This window comes from Pseudomonas sp. WP18 (genome assembly GCF_036689585.1).
Classification (GTDB): domain Bacteria; phylum Pseudomonadota; class Gammaproteobacteria; order Pseudomonadales; family Pseudomonadaceae; genus Aquipseudomonas; species Aquipseudomonas chlororaphis_E.
Window position 1 is genome coordinate 1693782 of sequence record NZ_CP144758.1, and the last position, 15135, is coordinate 1708916.

14 protein-coding genes are annotated in these 15135 nt (G+C 60.7%); all 14 read left to right on the plus strand.

Annotated elements, in window-relative coordinates:
- The first annotated feature begins 216 nt into the window (after positions 1 to 216).
- Positions 217 to 1143 carry a ketoacyl-ACP synthase III gene (locus tag V5F23_RS07430; RefSeq protein WP_042729478.1) on the plus strand — a complete coding sequence of 309 codons (927 nt, stop codon included), beginning with the start codon at positions 217 to 219 and terminating at the stop codon, positions 1141 to 1143.
- A 337-nt stretch (positions 1144 to 1480) separates the two neighbouring features.
- On the plus strand, positions 1481 to 2329 hold the full coding sequence (locus tag V5F23_RS07435) for a flagellin domain-containing protein (protein ID WP_042729463.1): 849 nt from the start codon (positions 1481 to 1483) through the stop codon (positions 2327 to 2329).
- 72 nt (positions 2330 to 2401) lie between these two features.
- Positions 2402 to 2767 (plus strand): flagellar protein FlaG, encoded by a 366-nt coding sequence (locus tag V5F23_RS07440; protein ID WP_047737641.1) that lies wholly within the window; start codon positions 2402 to 2404, stop codon positions 2765 to 2767.
- Positions 2768 to 2849: 82 nt separating this feature from the next.
- Positions 2850 to 4280 carry a flagellar filament capping protein FliD gene (gene fliD / locus V5F23_RS07445; protein ID WP_047737639.1) on the plus strand — a complete coding sequence of 477 codons (1431 nt, stop codon included), beginning with the start codon at positions 2850 to 2852 and terminating at the stop codon, positions 4278 to 4280.
- A 131-nt stretch (positions 4281 to 4411) separates the two neighbouring features.
- Positions 4412 to 4807 carry a flagellar export chaperone FliS gene (gene fliS / locus V5F23_RS07450; RefSeq protein WP_042732556.1) on the plus strand — a complete coding sequence of 132 codons (396 nt, stop codon included), beginning with the start codon at positions 4412 to 4414 and terminating at the stop codon, positions 4805 to 4807.
- Positions 4808 to 4818: 11 nt separating this feature from the next.
- Complete coding sequence (locus V5F23_RS07455; protein ID WP_042732557.1) at positions 4819 to 5115, plus strand: hypothetical protein; 297 nt, start codon at positions 4819 to 4821, stop codon at positions 5113 to 5115.
- 169 nt (positions 5116 to 5284) lie between these two features.
- Positions 5285 to 6760 (plus strand): sigma-54 dependent transcriptional regulator, encoded by a 1476-nt coding sequence (locus V5F23_RS07460; RefSeq protein WP_042732558.1) that lies wholly within the window; start codon positions 5285 to 5287, stop codon positions 6758 to 6760.
- Positions 6761 to 6998: 238 nt separating this feature from the next.
- Positions 6999 to 8189: an ATP-binding protein gene (locus V5F23_RS07465; protein WP_185057655.1), complete on the plus strand. Its 1191-nt coding sequence runs from the start codon at positions 6999 to 7001 to the stop codon at positions 8187 to 8189.
- 5 nt (positions 8190 to 8194) lie between these two features.
- A complete protein-coding gene (locus V5F23_RS07470; protein ID WP_047737636.1) occupies positions 8195 to 9589 on the plus strand; it encodes a sigma-54 dependent transcriptional regulator in 1395 nt (464 codons plus the stop codon).
- 215 nt (positions 9590 to 9804) lie between these two features.
- Positions 9805 to 10131 (plus strand): flagellar hook-basal body complex protein FliE, encoded by a 327-nt coding sequence (gene fliE / locus V5F23_RS07475; protein ID WP_042731730.1) that lies wholly within the window; start codon positions 9805 to 9807, stop codon positions 10129 to 10131.
- 15 nt (positions 10132 to 10146) lie between these two features.
- Entirely contained in the window at positions 10147 to 11931 is a 1785-nt protein-coding gene (fliF, locus tag V5F23_RS07480) for a flagellar basal-body MS-ring/collar protein FliF (RefSeq protein ID WP_042731731.1), read from the plus strand.
- Positions 11924 to 12943 carry a flagellar motor switch protein FliG gene (gene fliG / locus V5F23_RS07485; protein ID WP_024778656.1) on the plus strand — a complete coding sequence of 340 codons (1020 nt, stop codon included), beginning with the start codon at positions 11924 to 11926 and terminating at the stop codon, positions 12941 to 12943. Before fliF ends, fliG begins: the two co-directional genes overlap by 8 nt.
- 7 nt (positions 12944 to 12950) lie before the next feature.
- Positions 12951 to 13781, plus strand: a complete 831-nt coding sequence (gene fliH / locus V5F23_RS07490) for a flagellar assembly protein FliH (RefSeq protein ID WP_123578557.1) — start codon at positions 12951 to 12953, stop codon at positions 13779 to 13781.
- Positions 13771 to 15129, plus strand: a complete 1359-nt coding sequence (fliI, locus tag V5F23_RS07495; RefSeq protein ID WP_042731733.1) for a flagellar protein export ATPase FliI — start codon at positions 13771 to 13773, stop codon at positions 15127 to 15129. Before fliH ends, fliI begins: the two co-directional genes overlap by 11 nt.
- The last annotated feature ends 6 nt before the right edge of the window (positions 15130 to 15135 follow it).

Here is a 15135-nt window from a genome sequence, read left to right on the forward strand (position 1 = left end):
TGACACGGCTTCGTTTGTCATGAAAAAATGCCTCTGCGGGACAAAACGGCGTGACGCATAGGTCATAAAGTGCATCTTCACTGTATTGTATTCCGCAGAGTGGAGGCCCGTTCGTTTGCCTGGCAATGGCCTGCGCCCTTGGAAATCAACCATTTTGAAGCGCCCCTGAGCTTTTGGGGGTGGAACCTAGTCGCAGTTTATGATCGGGAAGCCATGATGATTGGCATAAAAAGCATAGCGAGTTACGTGCCGACCGCTGGCGTGGATAACTACGCTCAGGGTGCCAAATTCGAGAAGGATGAGGAGTTCATCCTTGGCAAGATCGGTTCGGCGTTCCTGCCGCGCAAAGACGCCGACCAGGAAACCTCGGACCTGTGTGTCGAAGCCGTGAACGCCTTGTTCGCCAACAACCCGCAGCTGTCGCGCGAGTCCATCGACGCGCTGATCGTGGTCACCCAGAACGGTGACGAAGAAGGGCTGCCCCATACCGCGGCCATCGTGCAGGACAAGCTGGGGCTGCCGACTCACGTGGCGGCATTCGATATCTCGCTGGGCTGCTCGGGCTACGTCTACGGTATCTACGCTCTCAAAGGCTTCATGGAGGCCGCTGGGCTGAAGAACGGCCTGTTGGTGACGGCTGACCCTTATTCGAAGATCGTCGACCCTGAAGACCGCAACACCACCATGCTGTTCGGCGATGCCGCCACGGCCACCTGGATGGCCGAAGGGGCCAACTGGCAGTTGGGCAAGTCCAAGTTCGGCACCGACGGCTCCGGCGCGCCGCACTTGAAGGTCAGCGACGGCGTGTTTTTCATGAACGGCCGCCAGGTGTTCAATTTTGCCTTGTTGAAAGTGCCGGCCCATTTGCACGAGCTGCTCGATGAATCCTCGCTGCAAGCCAGCGACATCGATGCCTTCTGCATCCACCAGGGCAGCGCGGCGATTGTCGATGCCGTGGCGCGCCGTTTCGAGGGTGAGCCCGAGAAATTCATCAAGGACATGGTCGAGACCGGCAACACCGTATCGTCGAGCATTCCGTTGCTGCTGGAGAAGCACGTGCTGGATGCCGACTGGAAGCGCGTGGCGATCAGCGGTTTCGGCGTGGGCCTGTCGTGGGGATCGGCGATTCTCTATCGCGACTGATTCACACCGGAACATAAGTGTGGGAGCGGGCTTGCCCGCGAAGGCGTCGGTACTTCAGCACAGATACAAGCTGATCCACCGCCTTCGCGAGCAAGCCCGCTCCCACTTTTTTTGCCTGCGATTTCATGGATCAGGTTTTTGACGCCATTTTTCAGCGCTTCGCTCCACGCTAAGCCCTTGTTTATCAAGGGGTGGCAGTCTGCTAGCAAATTTTTTGAAAAAAGCCCTCAAGCAAGTTCCCAACCCGACGATAACTATTACGAAGGTTCTCTAGGCCACACCCCGGCGGTTGCCAAAGGGCCGGAAGCCGCAGTACCCAACCAACGAGGAATTCGTCATGGCTTTAACAGTAAACACCAACACTACTTCGCTGAACGTTCAGAAGAACTTGAACCGTGCTTCCGACGCTCTCTCCACTTCGATGACTCGTCTGTCTTCCGGCCTGAAAATCAACAGCGCCAAAGACGACGCCGCCGGCCTGCAGATCGCTACCCGTATGACCTCGCAAATCCGCGGTCAGACCATGGCAATCAAAAACGCCAACGACGGTATCTCCATGGCGCAGACCGCTGAAGGCGCGATGCAAGAGCAAACCAACATTCTGCAGCGTATGCGTGAACTGGCCATCCAGTCCCGTAACGATAGCAACAGCGCAGATGACCGTATCGCTCTGAACAAAGAGTTCTCGCAGATGAGCGACGAACTGACCCGTATCGCCAACAGCACCAACCTGAACGGCAAGAACCTGCTCGACGGTACTGCTAGCACCATGACCTTCCAGGTTGGTTCGAACACCGGTTCCGACAACCAGATCTCCCTGACCCTGAGCGCCAGCTTTGACGCCGCGGCCCTGGGTGTTGACTCGGCAATCACCATCGTTGGTTCCGACAGCGCTACTGCTGAAACCAACTTCTCGGCCGCAATGGACGCAATCACCAGCGCGATCGACACCATCAACAGTGCTCGTGCCGACCTCGGTGCTGCTCAGAACCGTTTCGCCAGCACCATCTCCAACCTGCAGAACATCAACGAAAACGCCAGTGCTGCACTGGGTCGCGTACAAGATACCGACTTCGCTGCTGAAACTGCACAACTGACCAAGCAGCAGACTCTGCAGCAAGCGTCGACTTCGGTTCTGGCCCAGGCCAACCAACTGCCATCCGCTGTACTGAAGCTGCTTCAGTAATAGCTGGATGAGTTTTAGCGGGGGAGTGCGCATGCGTGCTCTCTCGCTTTTTCCGTTCAAGAGGTGATGGACATGGATATGAGCGTGAAGCTGAACTTGTCTTATCCAGCGGCGAAGCCGACGCCTACAGTGGCCGACAAGCCAGTGGAGAAGCCTCAAGCCGATGTTGTTTCCGTGGCACCGGTCAAGGAAACTCCCAAGGACGCTGCTGCCGAGCAAGACAAACTCAAGAAGGCCGTTCAGGAAATCGAGAAGTTCGTCCAGTCGGTCAAGCGTAATCTGGAGTTCTCTATTGATGAGCCTTCAGGCAAAGTAGTGGTCAAAGTCATCGCCAGCGGTTCCGGTGAAGTGATTCGCCAGATCCCGAACGAAGAAGTTCTGAAACTGGCGAACAGTTTGAATGATGCAAACAGCTTGTTGTTCAGCGCTGAAGCCTGACAATCGGCACGAATTTCGTTGCTATGTACTTTTGGGCGTTGTAGGGGTCAAAAGGCCGGCGACACACTGAAGGGAGTTCCTCATGGCAAGTCCAATTCTACCTGGCCTGGGGCTGGGTTCTGGCCTTAATACGACTGAGATCGTCAAGGCGCTGGTCGATTCCGACAAGGCTGCCAAGCAAGGTCAGATCACCCGAGCCACCACCACGACTAGCAACAGTATCTCGGGGGTCGGAACCCTGAAGTCGTTGCTGGCAGCCTTCAACACCGCCATGAAGGACTTGGGCAACACCAGGACCCCGCAATTCGCGGGTTTTGCCGCAACCTCTTCCGTCCCCGGTGTCCTCACGGCTACCGCCAGCAACACGGCGGTGAACGGCACTTACGCCATCAAGGTCACCAACCTCGCCACGGCGTCCAAGGTCACCTCGGCGGCTTTCGCCGGCGGTACGACCAGTGCGATCCCTTCCGGCACGCTGACCATCGCGCAGAAGGGGGTCAACTACAACCTCACTGTGCCGGATGGTTCGACCCTGCAATCGGTGCGTGACGCGATCAACGCCGACTCGTCCATGAAGGCCGCCGGTTTGAGCGCCAACATCGTGACCGACTCCTTTGGTTCGCGGCTGGTGCTGGGTTCCACCACCACCGGCGCAGGTTCCGACATCTCGGTCAGCGGCATCGCCGGGCTGGAGATCGATGGGACGAACGTCGTGGGTGCCAACGGTGCTGCGCTGACGGCCACCTCGGCGGGCGCTATCGGTGCCCTGGCCCAGGACGCCGTGTTTTCCGTCGACGGCATGAAGCTGACCAGCGCAAGCAACACGGTGAGCACGGCGATTTCCGGACTGACCCTGAATCTGGTCGGAGTGCCAGGAGACGGAACGTCAACCGTTACCGTCGCGCCGAACAATGATGGCCTGAAAGCCTCGATCCAGAAATTTGTCGACGCCTACAACGCGGTCGCCAACAGTGTCACTGCGCTGACCAAGCCGTCCCTGGACGATGATGGCAACCCGACAATACCGGCCAAGCTGACCGGTGACTCTTTGCCTCGCTCGCTCCTGGCGACGATCCGCGAACCGTTGTCCCAGACGGGCGCCGGCGACAAGCTGACGGTGCTGGCCCAGCTGGGTATTACCACCGACCAGAAGACGGGTGCGTTGAACTTCGATACCGCCAAGTTCAACACGGCCATGAATGACAAGAAACTCAGCGGTGAAGTCCAGACGATGTTCACCGGTACCAACGGCTTGCTGGAGCGCATGGGCAAGGCGATCGAGCCCTTCACCCAGACCGGCGGCATTCTCGACCAGCGGACCTCTGCGCTGACCAAGACCCAGACCCGCCTCAAGAGCGATCAGGCGGCCCTGGATCGCCGGGTCGAGACCTTGACGGCCTCGTTGACCAAGAAGTACAACGACATGGACACCCTGGTCGGCAAGCTGAAGGCCACGGCCAGTAACATCACTTCGATGTTCGAGGCTCTGACGGCGCAACAGCGAAACAGCTGATTTCGACCGATGCAAAAAAGCCCGGCAACGTTTTGACAACGTTCCGGGCTTTCGGCTTTTCGGTCTAAAGTTTTTTGACGCAGCGTCGATACGCTGTTTATACGAACCGAAGATTTTTGATGAGGTAGAACATGAATCCGATGTTGGCCCTTCGCCAATACCAGAAGATTGGCGCCCAGGCGCAAACCTCCGAGGCAAGTCCCCATCGTCTGGTGCAGATGCTTATGGAAGGTGGGCTGGACCGTATTGCCCAGGCCAAGGGCGCGATGGAGCGCAAGGACATCGCCAGCAAAGGCATCCTGATCAGCAAGGCCATCGGCATCATCGGCGGCCTGCGTGAAGGGCTGGACCTGGAGAACCAGGCCGAGTCGGTGACGGAGCTGGACAACCTGTATGCCTACATGATCAAGCGTCTGACCGACGCCAACATCCAGACCGACCCGAAGATCCTCGACGAAGTCGCCGATCTGCTGCGCACGGTCAAAGAAGGCTGGGATGGCATCGCCGCGCCTGGTCCGCAATTCTAAGGAGTACTCTCATGAGTCTTGTCTTGCAGCGAATAGAACAAACCCGTGATGCGCTGGTCGATGCCCTGGCCCAGCGCAACTGGGAGGCAATCGGTCAGTTGGACTTGACGTGCCGTTCGTGCATGGAAGACGTCCTGAGTGAATCCGGGGTGGACGAGGCGACGTTGCGTAACAATCTTGAGGAATTGCTGGGGGTCTACAAGCAGTTGCTCGAGGCGGCGACAGGGGAGCGCCAGGCAATCGTCGACGAGATGTCGCAAGTCCATCAAGCACAGAACGCTGCAAAGGTTTACCATCTGTTCGGTTAATGCTCAGTTAATCCAACGCCGCTGCGCCATAAATTTGACTGTGCACGGTTTTTTGACTTAACTAGTATCTGTTTACAGATTTGAGGCGTCTACAGGCATGACAAGTCTGCAAGCGTCTAGCTTGCCCCCTAATTTCGGGCATTGGGTTGACTAGGGAAGTTGCTATTGCATGTGGCGTGAAACCAAAATTCTCCTGATCGATGACGATAGCGTTCGCCGCCGTGACCTGGCGGTGATCCTGAATTTTCTTGGCGAAGAAAATCTGCCCTGCGGCAGCCATGATTGGCAGCAGGCCGTCGGCTCCTTGTCGTCCAGCCGTGAAGTCATTTGTGTCCTTATCGGGACCGTAAATGCTCCCGCTACGCTATTGGGCTTGCTAAAGACACTCTCAACCTGGGATGAGTTCCTTCCGGTTTTGTTGATGGGCGAAAATTCTTCCCTTGACTTGCCAGAAGACCAGCGTCGCCGTGTGCTTTCCACGCTCGAAATGCCGCCCAGCTACAGCAAGTTGCTGGATTCGCTGCACCGTGCGCAGGTCTATCGCGAGATGTACGACCAGGCCCGCGAGCGTGGCCGGCACCGCGAACCCAATCTTTTCCGCAGCCTCGTCGGCACCAGCCGGGCCATCCAGCACGTCCGCCAGATGATGCAGCAGGTCGCCGATACCGATGCCAGCGTGCTGATCCTGGGCGAGTCGGGCACCGGCAAGGAAGTGGTCGCGCGCAACCTGCATTACCATTCCAAGCGCCGCGAAGCGCCGTTCGTGCCGGTCAATTGCGGAGCGATTCCGGCCGAGTTGCTGGAAAGCGAACTGTTCGGCCATGAGAAGGGCGCCTTCACCGGTGCCATCACCAGCCGCGCCGGGCGTTTCGAGCTGGCCAATGGTGGCACGCTGTTTCTCGATGAAATCGGCGACATGCCCCTGCCGATGCAGGTCAAGCTGCTGCGGGTCTTGCAGGAGCGTACATTCGAGCGCGTGGGCAGCAACAAGACCCAAAGCGTCGATGTACGGATCATTGCCGCGACCCACAAGAATCTCGAGAGCATGATCGAGATCGGCAGTTTCCGCGAAGACCTCTATTACCGCCTCAACGTATTCCCGATCGAAATGGCGCCGCTGCGTGAGCGGGTCGAAGACATTCCGCTGCTGATGAATGAATTGATTTCGCGCATGGAGCACGAGAAGCGCGGTTCGATCCGCTTCAACTCGGCAGCGATCATGTCCTTGTGCCGGCATGGCTGGCCGGGCAACGTCCGCGAGCTGGCCAACCTGGTGGAGCGCATGGCGATCATGCACCCGTACGGGGTGATCGGTGTGAACGAACTGCCGAAAAAATTCCGCTATGTCGACGATGAAGACGAGCAGATGGTCGACAGCCTGCGCAGTGATCTGGAAGAGCGGGTGGCGATCAACGGCCACACGCCGGACTTCACCGCCAATGCCCTGCTGCCACCCGAAGGCCTGGACCTCAAGGACTACCTTGGCGGCCTGGAGCAAGGGCTGATCCAGCAGGCCCTGGACGACGCCAACGGAATTGTCGCCCGTGCTGCGGAACGCCTGCGCATTCGCCGGACCACCCTGGTGGAAAAAATGCGCAAGTACGGCATGAGCCGACGCGAAGGTGATGAACAGGCGGATGATTGACGCCTGTTTTCCACGCGCCTGACTGTTGAAGGTGGGGGCGTTTGTCCCTGCTGGTTCGCCTGACAGGCTCTAAACAGTGCCGCTGCACGTCCTGGCGGGAGCAAGCGCCCTCGCTACACATGCACTTTTTCTTTGCTCTTTGTCTCGGCACGGGTATTGCTACACCCCTCGCAACGTTCCGTTTAACTGACGGTCAGCCAAGCGAGAGAGCCCGATGAGCCAAGCCGCCCAAGCCCAGATGTCTCCTGTCCCTGATCCGGGACACCTGCCGAGCGCCGAACAGGCGAGCCGGCTTGGACTCGAGCAGGCCTTTTCGCTGTTCAATCAGATGTCCAGCCAACTGACGGACTCCTACAGCCTGCTGGAAGCCCGGGTGACCGAGCTCAAGGGGGAGCTGGCCGTGGTCAGTGCCCAGCGCATGCAGGAGTTGGCGGAAAAAGAGCGTCTGGCGAATCGCTTGCAGAATCTTCTCGACTTGCTACCGGGGGGCGTCATCGTCATCGATGCCCATGGTCGCGTGCGCGAAGCCAACCCGGCCGCCTGCGAGTTGCTCGGCCTGCCGTTGGAAGGTGAGCTGTGGCGCCACGTCATCGCCCGCTGCTTCGCGCCCCGCGAGGATGACGGCCACGAAGTGTCCCTCAAGGACGGCCGACGGTTGTCCATCTCGACCCGTTCGCTGGACGCCGAGCCTGGCCAACTGGTGTTGCTTAACGACTTGACCGAAACCCGTCACCTGCAAGATCAGCTGGCCCGCCATGAGCGCCTGTCTTCCTTGGGGCGGATGGTGGCGTCGTTGGCGCACCAGATTCGCACGCCGCTGTCGGCCGCGCTGCTCTACGCCAGTCATCTGACAGAACAGCCCCTGCCGATGGAAACCCAGCAACGGTTCGCCGGGCGCTTGAAGGAACGCCTGCATGAGCTGGAGCACCAGGTGCGTGACATGCTGGTGTTCGCCCGCGGCGAGCTGCCGCTGACCGACCGCGTGACTCCCAAGGCGCTGCTTCAATCATTGCAGGCTGCCGCGTTGACCCATGTGCAGGGCCTGTCGATCCGCTGGCAGTGCGACAGCCATGCCGGGGACATATTGTGCAACCGCGACACGCTGGTGGGCGCGGTATTGAACCTCATTGAAAATGCGATCCAGGCCAGTGGCAGCGATGTCCGGCTGAAAGTGCACCTCTATACCCGCGACAACACCTTGCGCCTGTGCGTCAGTGACAGCGGCAGTGGCATCGAGCCGGCCGTGCTGGCGCGGTTGGGTGAACCATTCTTCACCACCAAGACCACCGGGACAGGCCTTGGCCTGACTGTGGTCAAGGCTGTGGCCCGTGCTCATCAGGGAGAATTGCAGTTGCGCTCGCGGTTGGGGCGCGGCACTTGCGCGACGGTGCTCCTGCCGCTGTTTTCCAGCGCGCCAGGAATGGAGTGAGAGCCATGGCGACCAAAGTACTGCTGGTTGAAGACGATCGAGCCCTGCGCGAAGCGCTGGCCGATACGCTGATGCTGGCCGGGCATGATCATGTTTCCGTCGGGTCGGCGGAAGAGGCGTTGCTGGCCGTGGGACGGGAGGCGTTCAGCCTGGTGGTCAGCGACGTCAATATGCCGGGCATGGACGGCCATCAATTGTTGGGCCTGTTACGTGTCCGCCAGCCGCAACTGCCGGTGCTGCTGATGACGGCCCACGGTGCTGTCGAGCGCGCGGTGGATGCCATGCGCCAGGGGGCCGCCGATTATCTGGTCAAGCCATTCGAGCCCAAGGCGCTGCTGGACCTGGTGGCTCGCCATGCGCTGGGCAGTCTCGGGCCCGAACGCGAAGGGCCGGTGGCCATCGAGCCGGCCAGTGCCCAGTTGCTGGAGCTGGCCGCGCGGGTGGCGCGCAGTGATTCGACCGTGTTGATTTCCGGGGAGTCCGGTACCGGCAAGGAGGTGCTGGCGCGCTATATCCACCAGCAATCGCACCGCGCCAACGAGCCGTTCATCGCCATCAACTGCGCGGCGATTCCCGACAACATGCTCGAAGCTACGCTGTTCGGTCATGAAAAGGGTTCGTTCACCGGCGCCATCGCTGCCCAGGCGGGCAAGTTCGAGCAGGCCGACGGCGGCACGATCCTGCTCGATGAAATTTCCGAGATGCCCATGGGGCTGCAAGCCAAGTTATTGCGGGTGTTGCAGGAGCGGGAAGTGGAGCGGGTGGGGGCACGCAAGCCCATCAGCCTGGATATCCGCGTGGTGGCGACCACCAACCGCGACCTGGCCGGCGAAGTGGCGGCGGGGCGTTTTCGTGAGGACCTGTATTACCGCCTGTCGGTCTTTCCGCTGGCCTGGCGCCCGCTGCGCGAGCGCACCGCCGATATCCTGCCGCTGGCCGAGCGGCTGTTGGCCAGGCACGTCAATAAAATGAAGCACGCGGCCGCCAGGTTTTCTCCGCAGGCCCAGGCTTGCCTGATCGCTTATCCATGGCCGGGCAATGTCCGCGAATTGGATAACGCCATTCAGCGGGCGTTGATCCTGCAGCAGGGTGGTGTGATCCAGCCGGAAGATTTCTGCCTGGCCGGCCCGGTGGCCTGCGCGCCATTGCCGGCCTTGTCAGTGGTTTCAACCGTGGCTGCGGCGCCTGCGGTCGAAGTGGAAGGCGAGTCGGCCGGCGCCCTGGGAGATGACCTGCGCCGGCGTGAATTCCAGATGATCATCGACACCCTTCGGGCCGAGCGCGGCCGCCGCAAGGAAGCCGCCGAGCGCCTGGGCATCAGCCCTCGCACACTGCGCTACAAGCTGGCGCAAATGCGCGACGCCGGCATGGACGTAGAGGCCTACCTGTTCGCCAGTTGAGGCGTGTAAACCAGTCATTCACTTGTGGGAGCGAGCCTGCTCGCGAAAGCGCTCGGTCAAACAATACAGATGTTGTCTGGCCCACCCCTTCCGCGAGCAGGCTTGCTCCCACTCATTTGTTTATTGCGGTCATCGAGCTGGCACCCTTGTTGCTACTACCTGGGTACCCGCTGAGTAAGTGTCAAAAAAATGCGGGCCGCCAAAGAGAGTAGACCATGAGCCAAGGTATTGAATTTAATCGATTGATGTTGGACATGCGGGCCATGCAAATGGACGCCATGGCGCAGCCCAAGTCGGTCGCGGTCCCCCAGGTGGGTGGCAGCAGCTTTTCCGACATGCTCGGTCAGGCCGTCAATAAAGTGAACGATACCCAGCAGGCGTCGAACCAATTAGCCAGTGCTTTTGAAATGGGCAAAAGTGGTGTCGACCTCACAGACGTGATGATCTCTTCGCAGAAAGCCAGTGTCTCGTTCCAGGCGTTGACCCAGGTTCGCAACAAACTGGTTCAAGCCTATCAAGACATCATGCAGATGCCGGTTTAAGGAAACTATTGAGTCATGGCAGAAGCAGCCGTAGATAACGTTCCAGCCAAGGCCACCGCACCAGACGGCAAACCGCCGCTGTTCGGCTTGTCCTTCCTGGAAAATCTCTCCGAGATGACCATGTTGCGTCAGGTTGGCCTGTTGGTCGGCCTGGCTGCCAGCGTGGCGATTGGTTTTGCCGTGGTGTTGTGGTCCCAGCAGCCGGACTACCGTCCCCTCTATGGCAGTCTGGAGGGCATGGATGCCAAGCAAGTCATGGAGACGCTGTCTTCCGCCGACATTCCTTATACCGTCGAACCCAATTCCGGTGCCTTGCTGGTCAAGGCCGACGATGTCGCCCGTGCGCGCCTCAAGCTTGCCGCGGCGGGCGTGACGCCAAAAGACGGCAACATCGGTTTCGAGATCCTCGACAAGGACCAGGGCCTGGGCACCAGCCAGTTCATGGAAGCGACCCGTTATCGTCGCGGCCTGGAAGGTGAGCTGGCACGGACCATTTCCAGCCTGAACAACGTCAAGGCCGCCCGTGTGCACTTGGCGATCCCGAAAAGCTCGGTGTTCGTGCGCGATGAGCGCAAGCCGAGTGCGTCGGTATTGGTTGAGCTGTACGCCGGCCGCTCCCTCGAGCCTGGCCAGGTCCTGGCCATCGTCAACCTGGTGTCCACCAGCGTCCCTGAACTGAGCAAATCGCAGATCACCGTGGTCGACCAGAAAGGCAATCTGCTGTCCGACCAGGCGGAAAACTCCGAACTCACCATGGCCGGCAAGCAATTCGACTACAGCCGCCGCATGGAAGGCATGTTGACCCAGCGGGTGCACAACATCCTGCAACCGATCCTGGGTAACGACCGCTACAAGGCCGAAGTGTCGGCCGACGTGGACTTCAGTGCAGTCGAGTCGACTTCCGAGCAGTTCAACCCGGACCAGCCGGCGTTGCGCAGCGAGCAGTCGGTGAATGAACAACGTACCGCCAGCAATGGCCCGCAAGGCGTGCCGGGTGCCCTGAGCAACCAGCCGCCATCGCCGGCCAGCGCGCCGCAAACCACGGGAGGTGCCGCAGGTGCCGCCGGCATGGTGCAGCCAGGCCAGCCACTGGTGGACGCCAACGGCCAGCAGATCATGGACCCGGCCACTGGCCAGCCGATGCTGGCGCCGTACCCGGCCGACAAGCGTCAGCAGTCGACCAAGAACTTCGAGCTTGACCGTTCCATCAGTCACACCAAGCAACAGCAGGGCCGGTTGAACCGCCTGTCGGTTGCCGTGGTGGTGGACGACCAGGTCAAGGTCAATCCGGCCAACGGCGAAACCAGCCGTGCCCCTTGGAGCGCCGACGAATTGGCGCGTTTCACCCGCCTGGTGCAGGACGCCGTCGGTTTCGACGCCAGCCGCGGCGACAGCGTCAGCGTGATCAACGTGCCGTTCTCTTCGGAGCGCGGGGAAGTGATCGCCGATATTCCGTTTTATTCGCAACCCTGGTTCTGGGATGTGGTCAAGCAGATATTGGGCGTGCTGTTCATCCTGATCCTGGTGTTCGGCGTGCTGCGTCCGGTGCTCAACAACATTACCGGCGGCGGCAAGAGCAAGCAGTTGGCAGGCCTGGGTGACGTAGAACTGGGCGGCATGGGCGGCCTGGATGGCGAATTGGCTAACGATCGCGTCAGCCTTGGCGGGCCGCAGAGCATTCTGCTGCCAAGCCCGAGCGAAGGCTATGACGCACAGTTGAACGCCATCAAGAGTCTGGTGGCAGAAGATCCGGGTCGTGTGGCCCAGGTCGTGAAAGAGTGGATTAACGCAGATGAGTGATAATCGAGCCGCTGTTGCCAAATTGTCCCGGGTCGACAAAGCCGCGATCCTGCTGCTGTCCCTGGGTTCGACCGACGCTGCCCAGGTGCTGCGCCACATGGGGCCCAAGGAGGTCCAGCGCGTGGGCGTGGCCATGGCGCAGATGGGCAATGTGCATCGCGAGCAGGTTGAACAGGTGATGAGCGAGTTCGTCGACATCGTCGGCGACCAGACCAGCCTGGGCGTCGGCTCCGACGACTACGTGCGCAAGATGCTGACCCAGGCTCTCGGCGAGGACAAGGCCAACGGCCTGATCGACCGTATCCTGCTGGGTGGCAACACCAGTGGCCTGGACAGCCTCAAGTGGATGGAACCGCGCGCCGTTGCCGACGTGATCCGCTACGAGCACCCGCAGATCCAGGCCATCGTGGTGGCTTACCTCGACCCGGACCAGGCCGGTGAAGTACTGGGCAACTTCGACCACAAGGTGCGCCTGGACATCATCCTGCGGGTGTCCTCGCTCAACACCGTGCAGCCGGCGGCCCTGAAGGAATTGAACCAGATTCTGGAGAAGCAGTTCTCGGGCAACTCCAATGCCTCGCGCACCACCCTGGGTGGTATCAAGCGTGCGGCGGACATCATGAACTTCCTCGACAGCTCGATCGAAGGCCAGCTGATGGACTCGATCCGCGAGTTCGACGAAGACCTGTCCGGCCAGATCGAAGACCTCATGTTCGTGTTCAACAACCTGGCGGACGTCGACGATCGGGGCATCCAGGCGCTGTTGCGCGAAGTGTCTTCCGATGTGCTGGTCCTGGCCCTCAAGGGGTCGGACGAAGGCGTCAAGGAAAAGATTTTCAAGAACATGTCCAAACGGGCGGCGGAACTGTTGCGCGACGACCTCGAGGCCAAGGGCCCGGTGCGCGTCAGCGACGTGGAAACTGCGCAGAAGGAAATCCTTACCATCGCCCGCCGCATGGCCGAAGCCGGAGAGATCGTGCTCGGTGGCAAGGGCGGCGAAGAGATGATCTAAGGTCGTTATGTCTGCCAAGAGCGATGAGTCACCCAGCGACCTGATCCGCGCCCGGGACGTCGGTGGTTTCGACGTCTGGTCGCTGCCCAGCTTCGATCCCCATGTGCCCGAGCCTGAACCGGAGCCGGTGGAAGAACTGCCGGAAATCGAGGAAGTACCGCTGGAGGAAGTCCAGCCGCTGACCCTTGAGGAAGTCGAGAGCATTCGTCAGGAAGCCTATAACGAAGGCTTTGCCGTCGGCGAGAAGGAAGGCTTCCATAGCACCACCCTCAAGGTTCGCCAGGAAGCCGATGTGGCGCTGACGGCCAAGCTCCGGGCGCTGGAATCGCTGATGGTCAACCTGTTCGAGCCGATCGCCGAACAGGACACCCAGATCGAGAAGTCCCTGGTGGACCTGGTGCAGCATATTTCCCGGCAGGTGATTCAGCGCGAACTGGCGATCGATTCGAGCCAGATCGAGCATGTCATGCGTGAAGCCCTCAAGCTGTTGCCGTTGGGCGTGGGCAATGTGCGGCTGTACATCAATCCCCAGGATTTCGAACTGGTCAAAGCCCTGCGCGAGCGCCACGAAGAAACCTGGCGCATCGTCGAGGATGCGTCGTTGCTGCCGGGCGGTTGCCGGGTGGAAACCGAGCACAGCCGCATCGATGCGACCGTCGAGACGCGCATCAACCAAGTCATGGCCAAGTTGCTCGACCAATTGCACGAGCAAGCCTTGCACCCGGCCCCCAGCGATTTGAGCCTGGAGTTGCCGGACGAACCCAAGGGCGCCGCCGGTATCGACCTCGAAGGCGTCGAACCGGTTGCAACGACAGCGGACGACCGCGATGCGCCTTGAGCGAACCAGCTTCGGCAAGCGCCTGGGCAGTTACGCCGAGGCGACCGAACTGGCCGGCCAACCGATCCTCGAAGGGCGCCTGTTGCGCATGGTCGGCCTGACCCTCGAAGCCGAAGGCCTGCGCGCGGCCATGGGCAGTCGCTGCATGGTGATCAACGACGACAGTTATCACCCGGTGCAGGTTGAAGCCGAAGTCATGGGCTTTGCCGGCAGCAAGGTTTTCCTGATGCCGGTGGGCAGCGTGGCCGGGATCGCTCCGGGCGCACGTGTCGTGCCGTTGGCCGATACCGGTCGCCTGCCCATGGGCATGAGCATGCTCGGGCGCGTGCTGGACGGTGCCGGACGGGCTCTTGACGGCAAGGGCGGCATGAAGGCTGAAGACTGGGTGCCGATGGACGGCCCGACGATCAACCCGCTCAAGCGCGACCCCATCAGCGTTCCACTGGACGTGGGCATCCGCTGCATCAACGGTTTATTGACGGTAGGACGCGGGCAGCGCCTGGGTCTGTTCGCCGGTACCGGCGTGGGCAAGAGTGTGCTGTTGGGCATGATGACCCGTTTCACCGAAGCCGACATCATCGTGGTCGGGCTGATCGGCGAACGGGGCCGCGAGGTGAAGGAGTTCATCGAGCACATCCTCGGCGAGGAAGGCCTCAAGCGTTCGGTGGTCGTGGCATCGCCCGCGGACGATGCGCCGTTGATGCGCCTGCGGGCGGCCATGTATTGCACGCGTATCGCCGAGTATTTTCGCGACAAGGGCAAGAACGTCCTGTTGCTGATGGATTCGCTGACCCGTTTCGCCCAGGCCCAGCGGGAAATTGCCCTGGCCATCGGCGAGCCGCCGGCCACCAAGGGGTATCCACCGTCGGTGTTCGCCAAGCTGCCGAAACTGGTGGAGCGCGCCGGTAACGCGGAGAAGGGCGGTGGTTCGATCACCGCCTTCTACACCGTGTTGTCCGAAGGCGACGACCAGCAGGACCCTATCGCCGACTCGGCGCGGGGTGTGCTCGACGGTCACATCGTGCTGTCCCGGCGCCTGGCCGAGGAAGGGCATTACCCGGCCATCGACATCGAGGCGTCCATCAGCCGGGTCATGCCGTCGGTCATCAGCACCGAACACCTCAAGCGCGCCCAGCAGTTCAAGCAGTACTGGTCGCGCTACCAGCAGAGCCGGGACCTGATCAGCGTGGGCGCCTACGTGCCCGGCGGTGATCGCGAGACCGACATCGCCATCAATCTTTACCCGGCAATGTCCGTCTACCTGCGCCAGAGCCTGAACGACAACATTGGCTTGGGCGCCAGCGAAGCGCACCTGGAAAGTATCTTCACGCCGATCGCCGGCGGGTAACCGATC

What these genes read in the sequence shown, in the direction of transcription:
- fliI (WP_042731733.1), top strand. Translation starts at nt 13,771, where the DNA reads ATGCGCCTTGAGCGAACCAGCTTCGGCAAGCGCCTGGGCAGTTACGCC.
- V5F23_RS07460 (WP_042732558.1), top strand. Translation starts at nt 5,285, where the DNA reads ATGTGGCGTGAAACCAAAATTCTCCTGATCGATGACGATAGCGTTCGC.
- fliG (WP_024778656.1), top strand. Translation starts at nt 11,924, where the DNA reads ATGAGTGATAATCGAGCCGCTGTTGCCAAATTGTCCCGGGTCGACAAA.
- V5F23_RS07430 (WP_042729478.1), top strand. Translation starts at nt 217, where the DNA reads ATGATTGGCATAAAAAGCATAGCGAGTTACGTGCCGACCGCTGGCGTG.
- V5F23_RS07470 (WP_047737636.1), top strand. Translation starts at nt 8,195, where the DNA reads ATGGCGACCAAAGTACTGCTGGTTGAAGACGATCGAGCCCTGCGCGAA.
- fliH (WP_123578557.1), top strand. Translation starts at nt 12,951, where the DNA reads ATGTCTGCCAAGAGCGATGAGTCACCCAGCGACCTGATCCGCGCCCGG.
- V5F23_RS07435 (WP_042729463.1), top strand. Translation starts at nt 1,481, where the DNA reads ATGGCTTTAACAGTAAACACCAACACTACTTCGCTGAACGTTCAGAAG.
- fliF (WP_042731731.1), top strand. Translation starts at nt 10,147, where the DNA reads ATGGCAGAAGCAGCCGTAGATAACGTTCCAGCCAAGGCCACCGCACCA.
- V5F23_RS07440 (WP_047737641.1), top strand. Translation starts at nt 2,402, where the DNA reads ATGGATATGAGCGTGAAGCTGAACTTGTCTTATCCAGCGGCGAAGCCG.
- fliS (WP_042732556.1), top strand. Translation starts at nt 4,412, where the DNA reads ATGAATCCGATGTTGGCCCTTCGCCAATACCAGAAGATTGGCGCCCAG.
- V5F23_RS07455 (WP_042732557.1), top strand. Translation starts at nt 4,819, where the DNA reads ATGAGTCTTGTCTTGCAGCGAATAGAACAAACCCGTGATGCGCTGGTC.
- V5F23_RS07465 (WP_185057655.1), top strand. Translation starts at nt 6,999, where the DNA reads ATGTCTCCTGTCCCTGATCCGGGACACCTGCCGAGCGCCGAACAGGCG.
- fliD (WP_047737639.1), top strand. Translation starts at nt 2,850, where the DNA reads ATGGCAAGTCCAATTCTACCTGGCCTGGGGCTGGGTTCTGGCCTTAAT.
- fliE (WP_042731730.1), top strand. Translation starts at nt 9,805, where the DNA reads ATGAGCCAAGGTATTGAATTTAATCGATTGATGTTGGACATGCGGGCC.